The sequence below is a fragment of the Nonomuraea thailandensis genome (assembly GCF_024172165.1).
Lineage (GTDB): Bacteria > Actinomycetota > Actinomycetes > Streptosporangiales > Streptosporangiaceae > Nonomuraea > Nonomuraea thailandensis.
In genome coordinates, this window is the sequence record NZ_JAMZEB010000002.1 from 1,269,565 (window position 1) to 1,289,845 (window position 20,281).

General features: G+C 72.8%; 16 protein-coding genes. 5 read left to right on the forward strand and 11 right to left on the reverse strand.

Annotated elements, in window-relative coordinates; genetic code table 11:
- The first annotated feature begins 29 nt into the window (after positions 1–29).
- A complete protein-coding gene (locus HD597_RS09980; protein ID WP_253741694.1) occupies positions 30–719 on the forward strand; it encodes a sulfotransferase family protein in 690 nt (229 codons plus the stop codon).
- A gap of 3 nt (positions 720–722) precedes the next feature.
- Here the strand turns inward: HD597_RS09980 and HD597_RS09985 are convergent, their stop codons facing one another.
- On the reverse strand, positions 723–1,634 hold the full coding sequence (locus HD597_RS09985; RefSeq protein ID WP_253741695.1) for a DUF4352 domain-containing protein: 912 nt from the start codon (positions 1,632–1,634) through the stop codon (positions 723–725).
- Between the two features lie 136 nt (positions 1,635–1,770).
- On the opposite strand from HD597_RS09985, the gene HD597_RS09990 reads away from it, so the two are divergent.
- The 3 genes from HD597_RS09990 to HD597_RS10000 all read left to right on the forward strand — a co-directional run bounded on the left by HD597_RS09990 (position 1,771) and on the right by HD597_RS10000 (position 5,791).
- Positions 1,771–4,038, forward strand: a complete 2,268-nt coding sequence (locus tag HD597_RS09990; RefSeq protein ID WP_253741696.1) for a hypothetical protein — start codon at positions 1,771–1,773, stop codon at positions 4,036–4,038.
- A gap of 43 nt (positions 4,039–4,081) precedes the next feature.
- Complete coding sequence (locus HD597_RS09995; RefSeq protein WP_253741697.1) at positions 4,082–4,828, forward strand: SDR family NAD(P)-dependent oxidoreductase; 747 nt, start codon at positions 4,082–4,084, stop codon at positions 4,826–4,828.
- 93 nt (positions 4,829–4,921) lie between these two features.
- The gene (locus HD597_RS10000; RefSeq protein WP_253741698.1) at positions 4,922–5,791 is read left to right on the forward strand and encodes a hypothetical protein; all 870 of its coding nucleotides are present in this window, start codon (positions 4,922–4,924) and stop codon (positions 5,789–5,791) included.
- A 7-nt stretch (positions 5,792–5,798) separates the two neighbouring features.
- Here HD597_RS10000 and HD597_RS10005 read toward each other — a convergent pair whose 3' ends face one another.
- The 5 genes from HD597_RS10005 to HD597_RS10025 form a co-directional block, all read right to left on the reverse strand.
- Positions 5,799–6,611: a DUF4352 domain-containing protein gene (locus HD597_RS10005; RefSeq protein ID WP_253741699.1), complete on the reverse strand. Its 813-nt coding sequence runs from the start codon at positions 6,609–6,611 to the stop codon at positions 5,799–5,801.
- 97 nt (positions 6,612–6,708) lie between these two features.
- Entirely contained in the window at positions 6,709–8,508 is a 1,800-nt protein-coding gene (locus HD597_RS10010; protein ID WP_443689985.1) for a glycoside hydrolase family 15 protein, read from the reverse strand.
- Between the two features lie 43 nt (positions 8,509–8,551).
- Positions 8,552–11,782, reverse strand: a complete 3,231-nt coding sequence (locus tag HD597_RS10015) for an ATP-binding protein (protein ID WP_253741701.1) — start codon at positions 11,780–11,782, stop codon at positions 8,552–8,554.
- A complete protein-coding gene (locus tag HD597_RS10020; RefSeq protein WP_253741702.1) occupies positions 11,782–13,065 on the reverse strand; it encodes an oxygenase MpaB family protein in 1,284 nt (427 codons plus the stop codon). Before HD597_RS10020 ends, HD597_RS10015 begins: the two co-directional genes overlap by 1 nt.
- 23 nt (positions 13,066–13,088) lie before the next feature.
- Complete coding sequence (locus tag HD597_RS10025) at positions 13,089–13,799, reverse strand: Crp/Fnr family transcriptional regulator (protein ID WP_253741703.1); 711 nt, start codon at positions 13,797–13,799, stop codon at positions 13,089–13,091.
- Between the two features lie 179 nt (positions 13,800–13,978).
- Between HD597_RS10025 and HD597_RS10030 the strand changes: the two genes are divergently transcribed.
- On the forward strand, positions 13,979–14,563 hold the full coding sequence (locus tag HD597_RS10030) for an RNA polymerase sigma factor (RefSeq protein ID WP_253741704.1): 585 nt from the start codon (positions 13,979–13,981) through the stop codon (positions 14,561–14,563).
- 7 nt (positions 14,564–14,570) lie between these two features.
- On the opposite strand, the gene HD597_RS10035 is transcribed toward HD597_RS10030, so the two are convergent.
- The 5 genes from HD597_RS10035 to HD597_RS10055 all read right to left on the reverse strand — a co-directional run bounded on the left by HD597_RS10035 (position 14,571) and on the right by HD597_RS10055 (position 20,273).
- Positions 14,571–15,812 (reverse strand): hypothetical protein, encoded by a 1,242-nt coding sequence (locus HD597_RS10035; protein WP_253741706.1) that lies wholly within the window; start codon positions 15,810–15,812, stop codon positions 14,571–14,573.
- A gap of 189 nt (positions 15,813–16,001) precedes the next feature.
- On the reverse strand, positions 16,002–16,295 hold the full coding sequence (locus HD597_RS10040; RefSeq protein ID WP_253741708.1) for a hypothetical protein: 294 nt from the start codon (positions 16,293–16,295) through the stop codon (positions 16,002–16,004).
- Positions 16,296–16,522: 227 nt separating this feature from the next.
- Positions 16,523–18,496 (reverse strand): beta-galactosidase, encoded by a 1,974-nt coding sequence (locus tag HD597_RS10045; protein WP_253741711.1) that lies wholly within the window; start codon positions 18,494–18,496, stop codon positions 16,523–16,525.
- A gap of 11 nt (positions 18,497–18,507) precedes the next feature.
- Entirely contained in the window at positions 18,508–19,341 is an 834-nt protein-coding gene (locus HD597_RS10050; RefSeq protein WP_253741713.1) for a carbohydrate ABC transporter permease, read from the reverse strand.
- Complete coding sequence (locus HD597_RS10055) at positions 19,338–20,273, reverse strand: carbohydrate ABC transporter permease (RefSeq protein WP_253741715.1); 936 nt, start codon at positions 20,271–20,273, stop codon at positions 19,338–19,340. Before HD597_RS10055 ends, HD597_RS10050 begins: the two co-directional genes overlap by 4 nt.
- Between the last annotated feature and the right edge of the window lie 8 nt (positions 20,274–20,281).

The window sequence follows — 20,281 nt, forward strand, 5'->3', positions numbered from 1 at the left end:
CACATCAGAGAGAGATCAGAGGTGTGCGAGTGAAGGTGATCGGCGCGGGCTTCGGCCGGACCGGGACGAGGTCCTTGAAGGCGGCTCTCGAACTGCTCGGCCTCGGGCCCTGCTACCACATGTCCACCGTCATCGCCGAGCCGTACCGGGTGCGGCAGTGGCTCGACGTCGGCGAGGGGCGCTCGCGCGACTGGGACACGCTGTTCGACGGGTTCCGGTCGGCGCTCGACTGGCCCGCCTCCGCGTACTGGCGGGAGCTGGCCGCGCACTACCCCGAGGCCAGGGTCGTCCTCACCGTCCGCGAACCCGGGCGCTGGTACGACAGCGTCAGCGCGACCATCTTCCGCAGCGCGCTGGAGCAGCGGGCGCGGCCGCCGCTGCGGCGGCGGATGATCCGGTGGCTGGTGGCGCGGCGGGCGCCGGACTTCGCGCTGTACCCGCGGATGGCCAGGGCGACCTTCATCGACCCCGTCTTCGGCGGGCGCATCGACGAGCGCGACCACGTCATCGAGGTCTTCGAGCGGCACGTCGCCGAGGTCAGGGCGGTGATCCCGGCGGAGCGGCTGCTGGTCCTGGAGCCGGGGGACGGGTGGGAGCCGCTGTGCGCGTTCCTCGGCGTGGCCGTGCCCGACGTGCCGTACCCGCGGGTGAACGAGCGGGCGGCGTTCCGGCGCAAGCGGCCGCGGCGGCTGGCGCGGCTCATCCTGCGCGGGCGGTGAGCGTCAGGACAGCCTCCACTCGCCCTTCTGGCCGGCCGTCCCGCTGTCCGGCCCGAACTGGAACCTGGCGAGGGTGGCCGTCTCCGGCACCTCGAACACGATCACGCCCGTGCGTGATTCGCCCGCGTCGACCGTCACGGTGCCACCGAAGCCCGGCCCCTCGGTGACGTTGGAGGAGGAGGAGCGGTACTGCTGCCCCTGGCCGTCGATGAGCCGGGCGCCGTTCGCCGGGGCGTCGCTGTAGACGCCCTGACCGGCGTTGGCGAGCGTCACCTCGACGGCGACGAGCTTGTTGCCCGCCTTCGGCTTCAGGAGGTCGGAGGCCGGGGTGGCCGGGTTCACGACCCGGCTCAGGGTCACGCTCACCTTGAGAGCGGGGTCCAGGCCCTGCACGGTGAGCGTGCCGCCCACCGCGGCCTGCTGCTGCCCCGTCTGCCCCGTTTGCCCGGTCTGCCCCGTCTGCCCCGTCTGGCCCGGGGGCGGCTGGCTCGCGGCGGGCCGGCCGATGCCGGGCAGGTCCGTCGTGCCGGCCGGTGGGAGCTGACCGGCCGTGTCCGCCGTCGGCAGGCCCGCGGCGTCACCCAGGGCGTCCCCCGTGGCCGGAGGCTCGCTCGGCAGCGGCTCCGTCGTGATGACCATGTTCGGCCCGTCGGCGTCGGCGAGCACCGCCGGCCGGCCGTCGTCCGTGAGCACCATCACCACGGCGGCGCAGGCGCCCAGGAGCAGCAGCGGGACGCCGACCGCGAGCAGGACGATCAGCGGCAGGTTGTCGCGCGGCGACGGCGGCGCCGCCACGGGCTCCTGGTGCGCGGGGCCGTGCGCGTGCCCACCCTGGAAGGGCCTCGGGCCGTACGGCGGCTGCTGGTACGCAGGCTGCGGTCCGTACGGGCCGGACGGCAGGGGCGGGTATCCCATGGCGCGACTCCTGATAGGGGACGGGACTGATGGGACGTTCCATGACGGTGGGCGGTTGTCCTGCGCCCCGTAACAGCTTGATCCACTTTTCGCCGCCTCGCTAGAGTTGGCGCTCCAAATCCCCCAGGAGTGCCTCGTGCGTCGCCATCGGCTCGGCACCATCGCCACGTTCGTCGTGGCCCTCTACGTGATCGCCGCGATCGCCGCGGGCGTCGTCACGCTCGTCACCGGCAAGCTGGATGCCGTCTGGTGGGCGGTCCTGCGCGAACCACCGCTCGACAGGCTCCCCGCCACCTGGTGGGTCCTGCTGCTCCTGCTCCCGGTCGTGGCGGTGCAGGGGTGGGCGTACCGGCAGATCCTGCGCGGCCCGGCGCGCGGCGGCCCGCAGCCTCGCGAGCGGCGCGTCACGCTGCTGCGCTGGACGCTCTACCTCAACGCCGCCTGGTCGATGCTGCCGTACTCCGTGATCCCGTGGACGTGGTGGCAGGGCGTGCTCGGCTCCCTGCTGCAGCTCGCCACCGTGGTGCTGTACTTCACGGTGCTGCGCTGCTCCCGGTGGCTGCGGCCGGCCGTGCTCGCCGGAGGGTCGTTGTGCGCCCTGGCCGGGCTCGCCGAATCCGTGGCGGACGGCCTCGGCCACCCGGCGTGGTCCCTCCCCGTCATGAGATGGACCCAGCTCTCCTGGCCGGCGTGGATGCTCCCGGTCCTGCTCGCCCAGGCCAGGGACCCGCGCTTCAGCAGGGCCACGGTGTGGCTGGGCGTGCTCAGCGTCACGACGTCGCTCGTCCATCCCTCGGTCATCATGACGTCCTGGACGTCGGACGACGAACTGCCCGTCGAGGAGCTGATCTGGACGCTGTTCAGGGGCGTCAGCGTCTTCGGGCCGGTGTGGCAGGCCCGCTCGGCCCACGACCTCGCGAGCCCGCCGCCGGCCCCCGCGCCGCGTCCCGCCCGGGCGCCGGCCCGGCGCTGGCCGCTGCCCGCGCTGGCCGTCGTGCTGCCGCTGCTCCCGGTGGTCGCCAACCTCGCCCGCGGCATGCCGTTCTGGCACGGCCCCAGAGGCGTGATCGAGCGTTTCCTGCGTGACGACGTCGGCGGCTACCTGGCCATGGCGTGGCTCGCCCTCGACCTGCTCGTCGGGATCGGCGCTCCCGCGCTCCTGGTGCTGGCCGCGGTCCTGCGCCGGACGCGGCGCCTGATCCGGGGGACGGCGCTGTCCCTGGTCCTGGCCGCCGCCGTGGGCGCCGCCGGCGTGCTCACCACCACGCCGGGCGACTGGGGTTTCCCCGGCGACGACCTGACGTCGTACCCGGACGGCCTGTTCGCCGACAACGGCGAGATCGTCCTGACCGGTGGCATCTCGCCGCTGTGGTTCTCGGGCGCCTTCCTGGCCTGCGCGCTGGTCCTCCTGATGGGCTACGCCGCGCCCCCGGCCCAACGCCTGCGCCACCACGTGCTCGTGACCGCGACGGCCTCGGCCGTCCTGCTCGCCCTCCTGCCCGCCGCCGATCACGCCCGCGGCCCGGTCACCGCCGCCGCGGACTGCGAGCCCCGCACCAACCCGGACACCTACGCCTACGAGGAGCCGGACCTGACCTCCGAGCAGCGGTTCGTCTGCGGCGTCCGCAAGAACACCGTGTTCCGGTACGCCGCCACCACTCCCGACCAGGTCATCCTCGCCCACGGCCGGCGGTTGTGCGGCGTCTACACCCGCAACGACGCCCAGGAGGTGGCCCGCCTGCACGCCGCGCAGGGCCTGCGGCGCGACGACCTGGCCCACCCGCTGGCCGCGATCTGCCCCGGCGCCGCCGCGGTCGTCCAGGCGGAGACCGACGCCCAGAACCGGGAGTTCGAGGAGTGGGACGCGGACGCCAGGCGCATGTGCGCCGCGACCCCGCGCCACCGCCCCCTCATCGAGCCGGCCAGGGCGACCCGGGTCGAGGAGCCCCAGTGGACCGACTACGGGGTCATGGAGGCGTACGGGACGCCGGAGGACGACTACGACCCAGGCGGCATGGAGCTCCTGGACGAGGCCCAGAGGAACGGCCTGGTCGCGGCCCGTCCCGGCCACCTGCTGGTGCTGACGCACTCCGACTTCGACGTGTGCGTCACCATGGAGACCTACACCCGCCGCCCGCCGGTCGAGACCAGGGGCTGGGACCACGTCGTCGAGGTCGGCTACCGCGACGCCGGCGACTCCATCGTGATCCAGGACCAGGCGGGCGGCCAGGAGCTGCCCGACCTCGCGCTCGACGGCTACCGGGGTCCCTACCGCATCCGCGTGCACCACGCGTGGTTCCCGTGGAAGGGCGAGCGGGAGCGCGGCCAGCGGCTCCTGATCATGGCCTTCCCCGGGAAGAGCGACAGGACCGTCACCTACCGCAAGACGGATCGGGGATGGTGACCCGAGGAAACCCCGCGTGGCGAGATGCCCTAATGTGCGGTGAATGAGCGGACGTGGAGTGCTGATCACCGGGGCGTCGAGAGGGATCGGGCGGGCGGTCGCGGCGGCCTTCGCCGCGCAGGGGGACCGGGTCGCGATCCATCACCGCGACTCCGCGAAGGAGGCCGAGAGCCTGCTCGGCGTGCTGCCCGGTGAGGGGCACGCCGTGGTGCGGGCCGACCTGGCCGACCCCGAGGCCGTCAGGGCCATGGTGGACGCGGCGGCGCGGGAGCTGGGCGGGGCGATCGACGTGCTCGTGAACAACGCGGGCGTCTTCCTCCACCACCCCGTCATCGGGACGTCGTACGAGGAGTGGCAGGACGCCTGGCGCCGCACCCTCGACGTGAACCTGCTGGGCGCCGCCAACGCCGCCTGGTGCGCGCTGCGGCACATGTCCTCCGGCGCCCGGATCATCAACGTCTCCTCGCGCGGCGCGTTCCGCGGCGAGCCCGACAGCCCGGCCTACGGCGCCAGCAAGGCGGGCATGAACGCGCTGAGCCAGTCGCTGGCCATCGCCCTCGCGCCGCGGGGCATCGCGGTGGCCGCCGTGGCCCCCGGCTTCGTCGAGACCGACATGACCAACGAGCACCTCAAGGCCCCGCGCGGCGACGCCATCAGGGCACAGAGCCCGTTCGGCAGGGTGGCGCGCCCGGAGGAGATCGCCGCGGCCGTGCTCTACCTGGCCTCACCGGCCGCCGAATGGGCCAGCGGCGCCGTGCTCGACCTCAACGGCGCCTCGTACCTGCGCTGACCTGACGCCGGCCGCCAAGGCCGTGATCTTCCCGGCTTCGCGGGCTATGGTGAACTCTCAGGACACTTCGGGACTCGTTCAGAGGGGGACGTCGTGGCCAAGGGCTGCCTGTACGCGCTGTTATCGGTCGCGTCCGCCGCGGCCGTCCTGGTGGGCTGCCTCGCCATGTACGTGATCGCGGGGCCCGTCGGCGCGGTGTTCACCGTGCTGGTCGGCCTGGTCGGCCTGTGCGCGTTCATCGTCGCCCACGACACGATGCGCCGCCGGTCGCTGACCGCCGAGGAGGCCCGGCGGCTGGCCCAGGAGCGCGACCACGTCAGGCGCACGGTCGACTTCGTCGCCGACCCCGCCCTGACCGAGGAACAGCGCCTGACGATCATCGACTCGTTCGTCCCGAGGCTGCGCGTCTCGCGGGCGCCGTTCCGCGACCGGCTGGTGCTCGTCCCCGAGCTGTCACCGTCCGCCCGCGCCCTGCTGGAACGCGCCAGGCGGGCCGTGATGTCCGTCTACACCTCTCAGGTCATGCGCCGCCGCCTGCTGGACGGGCTGGCCAACGAGGTGCTCCTGCCCCGGCAGATCTGGGAGATCGCGATGCTGCTGCGGGTCCAGACGCACCTGCACCAGGAGCAGGAGCGCGCCATGCGCGGTCTCGTCACCCCCGAGCTGCGGGCGGTGCTGGAGCCGCAGCAGGAGGCGCTGCGCCGCTCCGTGGCGTCCGTGACGGCCAGGGTGGAGCGGCTGGAGCGGTACGCGCGCCGCGTCCAGGAGGCCGACGCCGCCCTGCGGGCCCGCGAGGCGCTGGACAACAACGACAAGTACCGGGCCCTGCTGGCGCACACCGACGACGACGAGGGGATGCGCGACCTGGAGACGCACGGCGCGGCCCTGGAGGAGACGCTGGCCAGGAGCGTGAGCGTGGCCATCGAGGCGGGCCAGACCCTGAGCCTGGACCGCCAGGCCTGAACGGCGCTCAGCGCAGCGACCACTCGCCGCGCTGCTGGGCGTACCCGCTGTTCAGCGCGAACTGGAATCGTACGAGCTCGGCGTCCTCCGGCACCTCGAAGACGACCGTCCCCTTGAGGCTGTCGCCCGGCTTGATCGAGGTCATCCAGTGGAACGGCAGGCCCTGTTCCACCCTGCTGATGGAGAACGGGTACTGCTGCGAGCCCGAGTCGATCAGCACCGCCCCGTTCATGGGGGCGTCGTTGTAGACGACCCGGCCCTTGTTGGTCAGCGTGAGCTGGACCGCCGCCAGCCGGTTGCCCGGCCTCGGCTGCGCGCCGTCGGCCGTCGGCGCGGCGTCGTGGTAGATCTGGTTGAGCGTCACGGCCATCTTCGAGCCGGACTCCAGGCCCGTGAGGGTGACCGTCCCGCCGGGCCTGCTCGTGAGCGGGTCGTCGTCGTCGGCCCTGGGCGCCGCCGTCTCCTGGGCGGGCTCCTCCGACGGCCGCGTGGCCGGCTCGGCGGGGCCCTCCGCGGAGGGGCGCGGGTCCGCGGGCGAGGCGGGAGCCGAGGTGATCGAGTCGCGGACCGGCTGGATCAGTACGAACCAGGCCGTCGCGGCGCCCCCGATCAGCAGCACCGGCACGCCGATGGCCAGGGCCAGCACGAGGGCCAGGCGGCGGCGCGGCGGGGTGGGCGGGGTCGGCGGCCCGTACCCGTACGGCGGGCCGCCGAGGTGGTCGGGGCCGGCCGTGTACTGGGGGCCCGGCCCGTACGGGTCGTGCGGCGCGAACGCGGCGGCTTCCTGCTGCTGTCGGTGCGGTTCCGATGGGTATCCCATGGCGCGGCTCCACTGGAGGGAGAAGGACCGTCCAAGGATGCTCCCGGCCGCGTGCCCCGGATGGGCGGAATGCCTGTTGGGTCTCGTTTTGAACCCGTCAGCCGCCCCGCGCCGCCCAGTCGTGCAGCTCGTCCGTGGTGCCGGACGCGTCGAGGTTGAGCGCCGCCTCGATCAGCGCCAGGTGCGTGAACGCCTGCGGATAGTTCCCCAGCATGCTCCCGTCGTCGGGAGCCATCTCCTCGGCGAACAGGCCGAGGGGCTCGGCCCGCGCGCACAGCGTCTCGAACCGGTCGCGGGCCTCCGCCGTCCGCCCGGCCAGCACCAGCGCCGACACCATCTCGAACGAGCACAGCAGGAACGCCCCCTCCGGCCCGTCCACCCCGTCGACCGTGCTCTCGGGGTCGTAGCGGTGCAGCAGCGCGCCGCCCTCGCCCAGCCGCGACTGCACGTGGTCGAGCGTGCCCAGCACCCGCGGGTCCCGCCCGTCGAGGAACCCGACCAGCGGCACCCGCAGCAGCGACGCGTCCGCGCCCGTCGAGCCGTACGACTGCACGAAGCTGTCGGCCTCCTGCGAGTAGCCGTGCGCCAGGAGGTCCTCGCGCACCGAGTCGCGCTCGGCCCGCCACTCGTCGAGCGGCAGCCCGTCCTCGCCGAGCAGCTCCGCCAGCCGCACCGCCCGGTCGAAGCACACCCAGGCGTACAGCTTGGAGTACGTCCAGGCGCGCGGCGCCCCGCGCACCTCCCAGATCCCGGCGTCGGGCTCGCGCCACTGCTTGCGCGCCAGCCGGACGACCCGCCAGAGCGTGGCCGTCTGGCGCCCGGTCAGCTCGCCGGTGACCTCGTGGTAGGCCAGCGCCGCGTCCAGGATGTGGCCGTAGGTGTCGAGCTGGTGCTGGGCGGAGGCGTTGTTGCCGATCCGCACGGGCCGGGAGCCCGCGTACCCCTCCAGGTGGTCGAGCACGCTCTCCTCGGTGACCGGGCGGCCGTCGATGCCGGCCATCGGCGGCACCCGCTCCCCGTCGCCCCCGCACTGCCGCAACAGGCATTCCAGGTAGCCGCCCGCCTCCTCCTGGTGACCCAGCCGCAGCAGTGCCAGCACGGTCAGGGCGGCGTCGCGGTGCCACACGTAGCGGTAGTCCCAGTTGCGCGGGCCGCCCGGCCACTCGGGCAGGGACGTCGTGGGCGCCGCGAGCAGGCCGCCGCCCTCGTCGTACAGCAGCCCGCGCAGCACGATCGCGCTGTGCCGCACCTCCCTGGCCCCGATCCCGGCGTATCCGGAGCGGGCCGACCAGGCCCGCCAGGACCGCACTGTGTCCTCCAGCAGCCGCCCGGGGTGGCCGGTGGGGGCCGCTCCGGTGTAGTCGAGCGTGAGCGCCAGCGACTCGCCCTCCCGCAGGACGGTGCGGGACTCGGGCTCCGGCGCCCCCGCGAGGATCAGGCCGGAGTCCTCCTCCAGCACCTCGCCGCGGCCGGTCCAGCGGGCCTCCCGCGCCCCGTAGTCGGGCCTGGCCAGCACCCGCGACCTGACGACCGCGCGCCCGCGCTCGCACCTGGCCCACCGCACCAGCAGGCGCACGGGGCGCATGCCGCCGGCCTCGCCGGCCGGCGACATGGCCAGGAAGTCGTGCACGACCACCGAGCCCTGCGCGCCCTCCCAGCGCGTGCGCAGCACGAGCGTCTCGTCGAGGTAGCCCCGCTCGGCGACAAACGACTCCTCGACGTGCAGCTCCCACGCCCCGCCGCGCCGCCGGTCGAGGATCCTGGCGAACACGCTGGGGCCGTCGAAGCGGGGCGCGCACATCCACTCCACCGCGCCGTCGGGAGCGACCAGCGCCGCCGTGTGGCAGTCGGACAGGAACGCGTACGAACCGATCGGCGGGTAGCCGCTCACTATCACTCGAACGGGCTGCCCCGCCTCTGACCTGCTTAAACGGCCTTCCCTAGACGGCGGCGCGCCTGTCCAGCAGCAGCGCCCCCCGCCCGGCGAGCAGCGAGCGGCACCACTCGCGCAGGTCCGCCGGCTTGGGCCCGCCCAGCTCGCCCTCGTCCAGCAGGCCCGCCCAGTCGAGCAGCGACTCGGCGAGCATGAGCGGCACCCCGCGCCGCTCGTGCACCTCGGCCGCGGCCTCGAAGTGCTCGGCGGCCCGCCCCGGATCCCCTCTCGCCACGCACAGGTGGGCCAGGTAGTGGTGCCCGCAGTGGTGGGCCACCGCGCCGTGCCCGAACGTCTCCCCGCCGGAGGCCAGCGAGTCGTACAGCCGCCCGGCCAGCTCGGCCCGCCCCAGCCGGGCGGCGGCCACGGCCAGGTTGTCGAGCGCGGAGCGGTGCGCCATGTTGCGCGGCGGGGCGGCGCCGCCGTAGTCCAGGATGCGGTCCAGCAGCGGCTCGGCCTCCTCGTCGCCGAGCTCGCACAGGTAGCGCAGCACCGCGTGCACCGGGTCCACGCGCGGGCGCCGGGCGGCGCGACGCAGCCGCTCGCGCAGCTCCCACAGCCGGCCCTGCAACCGCCTGATCTCGCGGATCTGCTCGGAGTAGATGGCCATGGCCTCCAGCCGGCGGCCGATCTCCGAGCCCAGCCGCAGCGCGGCTTCAGCCTCCGCCTCGGCCTGCACCAGGTCGCCCTGCATGAGCGTCAGGCCGGCCTTGGAGTAGCCGATCAGCCAGGTGAGGTGCGGCTGCCCGAGCCGGTGCGCCAGCTCGTCGGCCTGGCCGAGCAGCATGGCCACCCGGGTGGTGTCGCCGCCGTCGAGCACCGGGGGAGTGCGCTGCATGTACGCGTGGAACAGCGCCAGGTCGTCCCCCGTCCGGCGGGCGGCCTCGAGCATCTCGTCGCCGTCGCGGTGCCGCTGGTGCAGCGGGTCGGCGGGGATGATGGTCAGGCTGCGCATGCCGAGCACGCTCACCAGCGTGCGCGGGTCGCCGGACTTGCGGGCCAGCGCCACCGCCTCGTCGCTCAGCGCGAAGCGGCGCTCGCCGTCGGGCGCCCAGATGAGCTCCGAGGCGAGCTGGGCGGCCAGCAGCGCCCTGGTGCTGACGTCGGTGGAGTCGACCACCTTGCGGGCCTCGGTCAGCAGCGCGATGCGCTCCCGGTCGGGCGCGGCCGAGATGGCCGAGCCCCGGTCGCCGCCGAGCGCCGCGGTGACGAGCAGGTCGTGCCGCTCGCACTCCCTGGCCAGGTCGGCGGCGTCCAGCAGGGTGCGCCTGGCCTCGGGATGCCCGGCCAGCCACATCGCCCTGCCGCACTCGACCAGCAGCTCGGCGCGCCGCTCCAGCGTGGTGCCGGGGAAGTCGTGCAGCAGACCCAGCACCCGCTGGTACCAGGTGACGGCCTCGCGGTGCGCCAGCCCGGCCAGCGCGTGCTGGGCGGCCTGCACGGCCGCGTCGGCCGCCGCGCTCACCCTGGCCGGGTCGCGGCCCTGCTCGGCGGCGGCCACCAGATGGGCGGCCACCACGTACGGGCGCATCCGCATCGCCGCCGGGTCCGTCTCGCACAACGCGTCGGCCACCCGCCCGTGCAGCAGCGCGGCGCGCGGCGGCGAGAGGGTGGCGTAGAGCGCGTCCCTCGTGAGCTCGTGGGAGAACTGGCAGGACCCGTTGTCCAGCATGGTCACCAGGCCGGTGCCCATGGCCTCCTCCACCGCGGCCACGAACCTGGCCTCGTCGAGGCCGAGCCCGCGGCGCAGCTCCGCCGAGGTCATGCGCTCGCCGACGGCCAGCAGGGTGACCAGGTCCCTGGCGTCCGGGTGGAGCTGCGACAGGCGGGCCGTCACCATGCGGGTGACCGAGTCGGGCACGGCCAGCGCGTCGAGCTCCTTGCCCGCCCCCAGCTCCCTGATCACCTCGCTGACCAGGAACGCGTTGCCGCCCGTGATCCGGTGCAGCCGCTCGGGGTCGCTGCTCGCGCGCGCCTGCACCAGTGCCGAGGAGACCTCGTCGAGCCCGAACGACGGCACCTGGACGACCCGCGCGCCCGCGGTGAGCTTGTGCAGCTCCGGCAGCGTCTGCGGCGGGGCCGTCTCGACCGGGACGGGCCGCGAGGTGGCCAGCACGAGCAGCGGCAGCGCGTCGGCGTCCCACATGAGGGCGCTGAGCATCTGCAGCGACTCGAGCGTGGCCCACTGCAGGTCGTCGATGATCAGTAGCACCGGCCGCACGGTGGCCAGCCGCTCGATCAGCGTGCGGGCCGCGGCCATCAGGTGGTAGCGCTCGGACACGGGCTCGGTGGCGGGCGGCACCTCCAGCGACAGCGGAGGCGCGGCCAGCGACGGCGCCAGCCTGACGAGCTGGCCGCACTGCTGGTCCACCCCGGCCCGCAGCAGCAGCGCGGGCGAGGTGCGGGCCAGCCGCTCCACGGCTCCGGCGATCGGCTCGTACGCCTTGCGCGCCGGATCCGTGCACCGCCCCGCCAGCACCGTGAACTGCCGCTTCAGCGCCCGCCTGGCCACCTCGGAGGCCAGCCGGGTCTTGCCCACCCCGGGGTCGCCCTCCAGGACGACCAGCCCGCTGCCGAACTCGGCCGCCGCCAGCTCCCCGTCGAGCACCCGCAGCTCCTCCTCGCGGCCGACGAAGGGCAGCACCCCCGCGTCGTCCAGCCACGGAGCCAGCCCGCCGCCGAGGTGGTGGTCGGCGCTCTGCCAGTGCAGCTCGTAGGTGTGCAGCGGCTCGCGCAGCCCCTTGCCCGGCAGCCGTCCGAGATCCTTGAACTCGTGCCGGCTGCGCCCCTGTGCCAGCCGCCTGACCAGGTCGGTGCAGAGCACCTGCCCGCCCTCGGCCACCGCGACCAGGCGCGCCGCCTCCACCGTGGGCAGCCCGCTCACGTCGTCGTGCCCCCAGCACACGTCGCCGGCGGCCAGCGCGGCCCTGATGGAGATCTTCTCCAGGGCGCGCTCGTTCTCGTCGGCCACCGCCTGCTGCACCGCGATGATCGCGTCGAGCCCGGCCGTCGCCGAGTCGAACACGGCCATCAGCCCGTCGCCCAGGCTCTTGGTGAAGGAGGATCCGCTGGCCGTCACCACCGAGCGCAGGAGCTCGTAGAGGCGGCGGAAGACCACGTTGGCCCGCTCCTCGCCGAGCCTGATCCGCAGCGCGGTGGAGCTGACCACGTCGGTGAACAGGATGGTCGCCGTGGTGAGCGTGCCCGGCTCACGTCTGGGCTCATACGGAGCAGTCACTAGCGCGGGCCTTTCCGCCCCTGCGCGGGCGCTCGTAGCGTCTTGCGGACGGTGCGGCGGAGCGCGCGGGTCGTGACCGCGGGGGCCGACTGCTTGATCCGCCAGGCGCGGGCCAGCTCGTCGGGGATCCTGAACGCCGCCTGCCCGTCGGAGTGGCGGTCGATCAGAGCGATCACGATGTGCCGCCCGGCCTTCCGTACCAGCCAGCGAACCACACCGCCCGCCGGCCCTGCCAGCCACTTTTGCCGGTGGGCGGAACGCGCCGCCGCGAACAGCGCGGTGCACCACCAGGCCGCGGCGGGCACGCCGAGCAGCTCGGGCACCCGGTGCACGCCGTGCTCGGCGCCCTGGAAGATCCAGTGGACCAGGCTGCGCGGCATCTTGCGCCAGCCCAGCGGCATGAAGGCCTCCATCTCCTTCAGCAGCATGGCCATCAGGCGCCGGCCCTCGTCGCTGGGCTCCAGCAGGCGGCCCAGGCGCGCGCTGACCGGCTGGACGTCGTCGAGCGTGAGGGGGCCGTCGCGGCAGACCTCGACGCCCATGAGGTGGCCGAAGACGCTCCAGGTGTAGAGGTTGGCGGTGCGCTCCTCCTCGCTCAGCGCCACGCCCATGGTCTCCATCGCCTCCCACGTGACCACGGAGAAGTCGAAGAGCGTGGCCAGCAGCAGCTCCTGGTTGACCGGCGGGCCGTACCGCTCGGTGTCCCAGTGGTCGGCGTACTTCTCCTCGACCAGGGCGCGCACGAACGAGTGCAGGATCCGCAGGCCGATCGCCGTCGTGTGCCCGGGCCGGCCCGGCTGCAGGCTGTCGGTGGCCTTCAGGCCCATCACGTCCACCAGCATCTGCCCGGTCTCCGCCACCCGGCGGGTGAGGCTGTGCGTGGCCAGGTTGGAGACGCCGGCCAGCACCTTGGCGCTGGACACCTCCACGTACGCCATCGGCAGGCACGCGAAGAACAGCGCGGCCGACTGGTACAGCCCGTAGTCGGCGAACACGGCCTGTCCCCGGGCCAGCAGCTCCCGGTCGTCCCCCCACTCGGGCAGCTCCCCGGCGAACTGGAGCGCCTCGAAGATCTCCGAGGCCGGTGGCTCGCCCGAGGGCTCCCTGGCCTCCCTCTTGGCCGCCCCCAGCTCCGCGACCACGGCCTTGACCAGCTCCAGCGCGCCCGTCCCCGCGGGCTGCGCCTGGAGGTACTCGGCCACCACCTTGTCGATGTCAGGATCTGCCTGCTGCCTGAGCTGCCGGAACCTCTCCTCCGGCCAGCGCTCGTCATGGACGTTCATCTACCCCGTACTCTCCAGTTCGTTCAGAGGCCGCCCCGTTTCCGCAGGGCGGCGACATCCAGCAGCGTGATCGTCCGCCCTTGGACGGAGATGAGGTTCCTCGACACCAGCGACTGCAGCGCCCGGTTGACCGCGGGCCGCGACGCGCCGATCAGCGAGGCCAGGTCGGACTGGGTCAGCCCGGGCAGGTCCACCACGCCGTCGGCCCGGCCGTGCTTGTCGGCCAGTTGCAGCAGCAGCTTGGCCAGGCGACCCCCGAGATCGAGGAAGGCCAGGTCGGCGGCCTGACCGGTGAGCCGGCGCACCATGCGGCCGAGCAGGCGCAGGAACTCGTCGGCCAGCCCCGGATGCTCCCGCATCAGCTCCAGCAGCCGCGCCCTGGGCAGCGCGAACACCCATGACGGCCGCGCCGTCACGATGGAGGCCGAGCGCGGCGAGCCGTCCAGCAGCGCCATCTCGCCGAACGTGTCGCCCCGCCTGAGCATGTTCAGCACGATCTCGTCGCCGTGCTCGGTGGTGAAGACCACCTTCACCAGCCCGTCGAGCAGCACGTACAGCGACTCTCCCGGATCCCCCTGGTGGAAGATGATCTGCCCCGACCGGTAGCGGCGCGCCATCCCCGCGCGCGCCGTGCTCCGGATGCCGCTCTCCCCGAGCACCTGGAACAACGGGATCTCCGCCAGCACCGCTGCGACCGGCTCGACCTCGTACGGAAGCCCGCTGCGCGCGTTCATGCAAGAACTCTAGGCCGACTTCCGCGAGCGGACAGCAGGCGGCAGGCGATCTCCCGAATGTGACGAGGACCACACCCGGACTGTTCCCTTCGGAACAGTCTTTTCGGATCACCCGTCGCACCGTGAGGTAGCCGGCCGGAATTGGCCCCCCGAGAAACCGGACCGGCGGGGAGAACGACATGCAAGCGCAGACCATGGAACGGCTCGACTCACGCCCCGACACCGCGGCGCTGGTGAGCGCCGCCCGGGAGGGCGACTCCTGGGCGTGGGAGCAGCTCGTCGAGGAGTTCAGCCCGATGCTGAAGGCCCGCATCCGCCGCTTCAGGCTCAGCCACGAGGACGCCCAGGACGTGCTCCAGACGACCTGGATGCTCGCCTGGCAGAACCTGGGCAGCGTCGAGGACGGCCACCGCATGCCGGGCTGGCTGGCCACGATCGCCTTCCGCGAATGCCTCAAGCTCACCAAGCGCACGAAGGAGATCTGCACTCCTGACCTCGACTCGCTGGGCAGCACGGACGACGTGGACAGGGAACTGGCCAGGATCTGGCTGGCCGGCACGCTCGAAGAGCTGGTCGAGGAGCTGCCGGCAGCGCAGCGGGTCCTGTTCAGGGCGCTCACGGAAACCTCCGAGCCGCACTACGTGGACGTGGCGCGCAGGCTGGGCAGGCCGGTCGGGAGCATCGGGCCCACCCGAGCCCGCACCTTCGCGAGGCTGCGCGGGCTCCTTCAGGCCCGCGAGATCACTCGCGACTTCCTGGACTGAGGGCTACTCACCGGTCAAGGGGGATCGCCTCCAGGAACGGCTCGAAGTCGAAGTGCGCCATCTCGTACGCGTCCGGATCCGTCTCCGTGGGGAAGGCGTAGAACTTCCTGCCGCGTAGCGCGGGCATGCCGCCGACGGCCTCGGGGACGAGCCCCCGCGCCATCTCCTCGGCCAGCCCGTCGGCGATCTTCTGGTCGAACGGCACCCGGTAGAGCGCGTCCACGCTCTGGTAGACGCGGAAGTAGCTGACGATGAAGCGCATGCGGTCGGGGTAGGACACCCAGTCGGTCACCCCGGCCGTGGACGCCTCCTGGTCCTCGGTGATGAACTCCTCGGCGAGCTTGCGCACCTTCTCGTTCTGGATCGGCACCCACACCTTGGCCAGGTCCACGCCCGCCGGCGCCGTCAGCGGCCTGCCGACCTTGACGTCGCTGAGCGGCGTGGCGACGGCGAACAGGTGGCGGGTGTAGAGCGAGGACCACAGGTCCTCCAGCTTGCGGGTCAGCCAGGGCTGGTCGGCGTGGCCGGCCGCGTACAGCTTGAACCTGGCGAAGGGCCTGCGCGTGACCAGGGAGCGCAGCGATCGCCACGACACCCGGGTCAGCCAGCGGACCGGCCGGTAGAGCACCAGCTCCAGCGCCGCCTGCGCGCGTGCCTGCTCGTAGGCCGACAGCGCGATGTTGGCGCCCAGCATCAGGTCCGCCCGCTCCGCCTGGTCCTCGGTCCCGGCCGCCTCCACCATGAGCTGCGCGGCGTCCTTGAGGTAGCGCGGGTCGGCCGGCGACAGCAGGTCCGTCAGGAACTCCGGCGGCGTCGGCGTCAGGTCCGACTCGGGGCTGACCTTCAGGAAGCGGTCGGGCTCGTCGTTCCACAGGTTGACCGCGAGGCTGGCCGTCTCCAGGAAGATGGCGCGGTTGGCCAGCGCGAGGCCGAGCTGGTAGCTGGGCCCGAGCAGGGTGAGCAGCGCGGCCCTGAACAGCCGTTTGAAGCGTTGCGGCACGCGCAGGCGGCGGCCGAAGTCCTCGATGAACGGCGACTTCGGGCCGAGGTCGAGGCTCTCGCCGACCGCCTTGGAGGTCCAGGTGGCGTAGCAGTACCAGTTGTTGGCCTGCCGGCCCAGGCGCACCGCGAGGTCCCCTGCCACGCGGTGGTAGCTGTAGGCGATGACCATGGCTTCGAGTGCCGCGCTCCGGTCCTTGTAGGCCGCGATGCGCAGCACGTCATCCGCGGTCATCGGAGTGTCGGACATGGAGTCTCCCGTTTGCTGGTCCCGTCGCCTGGCGGAGGGCTCACGGAGATAAGAGCGCCTCCGTCGGCGTCAGATACAGTCCGGCGGCCCGTGTCTCTCTCCCCAGGGCCGCGGCCAGGAGCCTAGGAGGCGTCGCTTGCGGCATGCTTGCAGGATGATCATCGCCCCCGGCGATCCGGGGGCGGGGGCTCACTCCTTGACCGTCAATCTGCTGATCACCACGAATCCGCCGAGCGCCCCCGCGGTGCCCGCGGCCGTCGTCGTGGTGAGGTTGACCACCAGGTCATAGAGGCCGGGGGAGAGCTGGCCGCGCATGGGGATCGAGGCGGTGTAGCGGCCCGAGCCAGGGGTGAAGGTCAGCTCCACAGGCGGCGATGGATGCCTGGTCTCGCCACCGCCCGCCAGGTCGGCGATGATCTCCAACTGCCAGCGTCCCGCCAGCCAGTCGACGAGCTCGCCGGTGACCTCCCAGCTCACGTCCACTGTCCAACCTTCGTCCCGATGGACCACGTGCGTGGGCTGGGCACCGGGATCGACAACCTGGCCGTGAAGGAGGCCGGCCAACTGCTCGGCCGGCACCTTCATCACCTGGAACTCCCCTGATGCCATGGCGATCTCCTCTCCGCGGGCGGGTCCCGTGCGAAGGAGTAGAGCGACGACACCGGCGGCGAAATACCCGTGCTCTTTATCGATGCATGTACTGCTTTCGTCTAGACAAGTCGGCCGTTGATGCGGGTGAGATCGCCGGGCCCGGAGGCGCCGGTGCGCGCGCCGTTCAGGCGCACGCCGGCCTCCACCGCGCAGTCGAGGTAGGCGTTGATCCCCCTGATCGCGAGGTCGTCCACCTGGCCGCCGGCCAGGCGCAGCACCGCGCCGCCGCCCTGCGCGGCGACCACCTCGACGGTCCCGTACGGGGTCCGCAGCCCGATCGGCCCCTCGTTGCCCGACTGGACGAGCACGACGAGATAGTGCACATCCCGGGCCGGATGGCTGCGCAGGAACGCGTCGGCGTCGCCGTACAGGACGAGGCTCTCGCCGGCGTCCGGCGGGGGAGCGGCCGGCGTGATCAGCCCGCAGGGCGCCAGCCGCTCGTCCAGCGCCGGCACGGGGCCGTCCACCAGCACCAGCCCGCCCGCCCGCGCGTACGCGGCCAGCAGCTCCTGTACGCGCCGGTGCATGAACGGCCCGCCGGGCACCGTGACCGACCGGTAGGCGGCCAGCTCCCGCGCCGTCACGCTCTCCAGCTCGACCAGCCCGTAGTCCAGCCCCCTGGCCCGCATGCGCTCGTGGAAGGCCCGCAGCGGCCTCCCGCACCCGGGCCCCTCGGCCCCCTCGGACAGGGCGGCGATCCCGGCGTACGGGAGGTACAGGCCGAACGCGTCGCGCCGCACCGGCTCGCACTCCAGGAACTCGGCGCCGTGCACCGAGAAGAAGTCCGCCAGCGCCCGCACCACCGGCGCCTTCCCCGTCGCCCTGCCCTCGGCGTCGATGGGCGGGCAGTCCGGGTACGGCCCCGCGTGGGCGGCGTCCAGCTCGGGCGCCCAGCCGGAGGTGGCCACCCCGGTGTAGACGTTGAACCCGGTCGCCCCCGCCGCCAGCGCCAGCAGCGACTGGTGGAAGCTGGTCGCCCCGTCGACGTAGGCGGGGTCGTAGAGCTCGGAGAAGCCCCAGTTCTCCTCCAGGTTCGGCCCGGGCACGCGCTTGGCGGCGATGACGTAGCGGGCGTGCGCGTCGCGGTCGGCCGACACCACGCCCATCCAGTTGGTGAACCCGTAGCAGATCTCGCCCCACAGCTCCGGCCTGACCCTGGCCAGCCAGTCGTCCAGCTCGGGCACGGTCGGCGGGTTGAGGTTGACCAGGACCGGCAGGCCGGAGCCGGTGGCCTGCGTCCAGACGCGGTACACCTCGGCCAGGTACTCGGCGTGGCAACGCCCCCAGTCGGCCTTGGCGAGCGGGCCGGAGGCGGGCGTCGGCGGTTCGAGGTCCGCCCAGTCGCCGTGGGAGGTGCCGTGCACGGCGTTGTACGCCTGCGGAGTCCCGTACCAGGACCGCAGCCGGTCGCGGTAGAACGCCACCCCCGACGGGCTGTAGTCGTAGGCCGTCAGCGGCAGCGCGCCGCTGGTGTAGACGCCCTCGTTGGCGATCTGCAGCGCGATCACCGCCTCGGCGCCGGCCAGCACCTCCTTGCCCACGGCCGACAGCCACTCGGTGGCCCTGGCCAGGAACGCCGGAGCCAGCGGGGCCGGCAGCGGCCGGCCCTCGGGCGCGGCGGCGTCCGCCCAGCGCGAGGGCGCGCCCGAGGCGTCGAGCAGCGCCTCGAAGGCGGGGTCGGCGTCGGGGCACACCCAGTCGGGCAGCCCGCCGTAGTTGACCTCGGCATGGATGAACGGGCCGGGCTTGGCGACCACCCGCAGGCCCAGCTCGTGGCAGAGCGCCAGGAAGCCGGTGACGTCCCTGGCCGGATGGGTCAGGCCGGTGAAGTCGGGCGCCGTGCCCGCCTCGGGCTGGTGGTGCCGCCAGGGCAGGTAGCAGGTGAGCACCTCGATCCCGAGCCCGTCCCGTACGGCGCGCAGGCGGTCGGCCCACACGGCCGGATCGTCGCGGTAGTACGGATAGTCGGCGGTGACGAGCACCCGCGGCACGCCGTCGACGACGGCGACCCCGTCGCGGACCTCGATGGCCACAGTGGATTCTCCTAACCCTTGAGACCGGTGAAGGCGATGCCCTGGAGGATGCGGCGCTGGAAGACCAGCAGCACCGCGATCACGGGCAGGACGGCGAGCGTGGCGCCCGCCATGATGTAGTACGCGCGCCCGCCGTCCGGGCTGGCGACGAGCTGCTGCAGCGCCAGCGGCAGCGTGTAGAGCTCGGGGTCGTTGGTGACCAGCAGCGGCCACACCAGGTCGTTCCAGTGGAACAGGAAGCTGGTGATGGTGACGACCGCCAGCACGGGCTTCGACAGCGGCAGCACGATCCGCCAGAAGATCTGCATCCGGCCGGCGCCGTCGATCAGCGCGGCCTCCTCCAGCTCGCCGGGCAGCGACAGGAAGAACTGCCGCAGCAGGAAGATGTCGAGCACCGAGGCGATGTTCGGCACGATCAGCCCCCACCCGGAGTCGAACATGCCCAGCGACTGGGTGACGTGGATGCGCGGCACGAGCAGCGTGATCGCGGGCACCATCATGCCGGCCAGCATGATCACGAACAGCTTGTCGCGGCCGGGGAACGGGATGCGCGCGAACGCGTACGCGGCCAGCGCGTCGATGAGCAGCTTGGCCGGCACCAGGATCGCGCACACCCACACGCTGTTGACGAAGGCGTTGCCGAGCCCGCCGACGTCGAGCACGTAGGAGTAGTTGTCGAGCGTGGCGGCCCACTCGCCGGTCTTCTTGTCCAGCGGCAGCAGATGGGGTGTCTTGGTGTAGATGTCGGGCCCGTGCTTGAACGAGGTGGCCACCATCCACAGGAACGGCACCACCGAAACGGCGGCCAGCAGCACCAGCGCGACGTAGATCGACAGCTTCCTCACGCCGCCTCCTGCTTGACGAAGCGGAACTGCAGCGCCGTGACGATCATGATGAAGACCAGCAGGACGAACGACATCGCGCAGGCCGCGCCCATCGCGTCGTAGCGGAAGGCGAACAGGTACAGGTGCAGCACGTACGTCAGCCCCGACTGCTCAGGCCCGCCGGTGACGCTGCGCCCGTTCCCCGAGAAGATCACGTACACCAGGCCGAACACCTGCAGCGCCGCGATGACGCCCGTCACGAGCAGGTAGAACGTGGTCGGCCTGAGCATCGGGAAGGTCACCCGCCAGAACCGCTGCCACGGCCCGGCCCCGTCGATGATCGCCGCCTCCTGGATCGAGCCCGGGATGCCCTTGAGCCCCGCCAGATAGATGATCATCGAGATGCCGCACTGCCAGGCCGCGATGAACGCCAGCGCCGGGATGACCAGCTCGGGGGTGTTCAGCCAGTTCTGCCCGGGGACGCCGACGAGGCCGAGCAGCGTGTTGATCAGGCCGTACTGCGGGTCGTAGAGCCAGCGCCAGATCGCGCCCACCGCCGCCTCCGCCGTGACGACCGGCAGGAACAGCAGCAGCCTGAACAGGTTCGCGCCGCGCCTGATCGCGTTCAGCAGCAGCGCCTGCGCCAGCGCGGAGACCAGGGTCAGCGGCACGGCGATGAGCGTGTACTGCAGGGTGACGCTCACCGACTTCCAGAAGTGCGGGTACTTGACGTCGTCGAAGAGCAGGTCGGCGTAGTTGGCCAGGCCGACCCAGCTCGCCTCGGTGCGCAGGTTCCAGTCGGTGAAGCTGTAGTAGAGCGCGGACAGGGCCGGGTACAGCAGGAAGACCAGGAAGTAGGCGAGCGCGGGGGCGATCAGCAGCCAGCCGATCAGGTGGTCGCGGCGCCGGGCGCCCGGGCGGCGTCTGGCGCGCCTCCCGGGTCCCGTCGTCACCCGTTCGA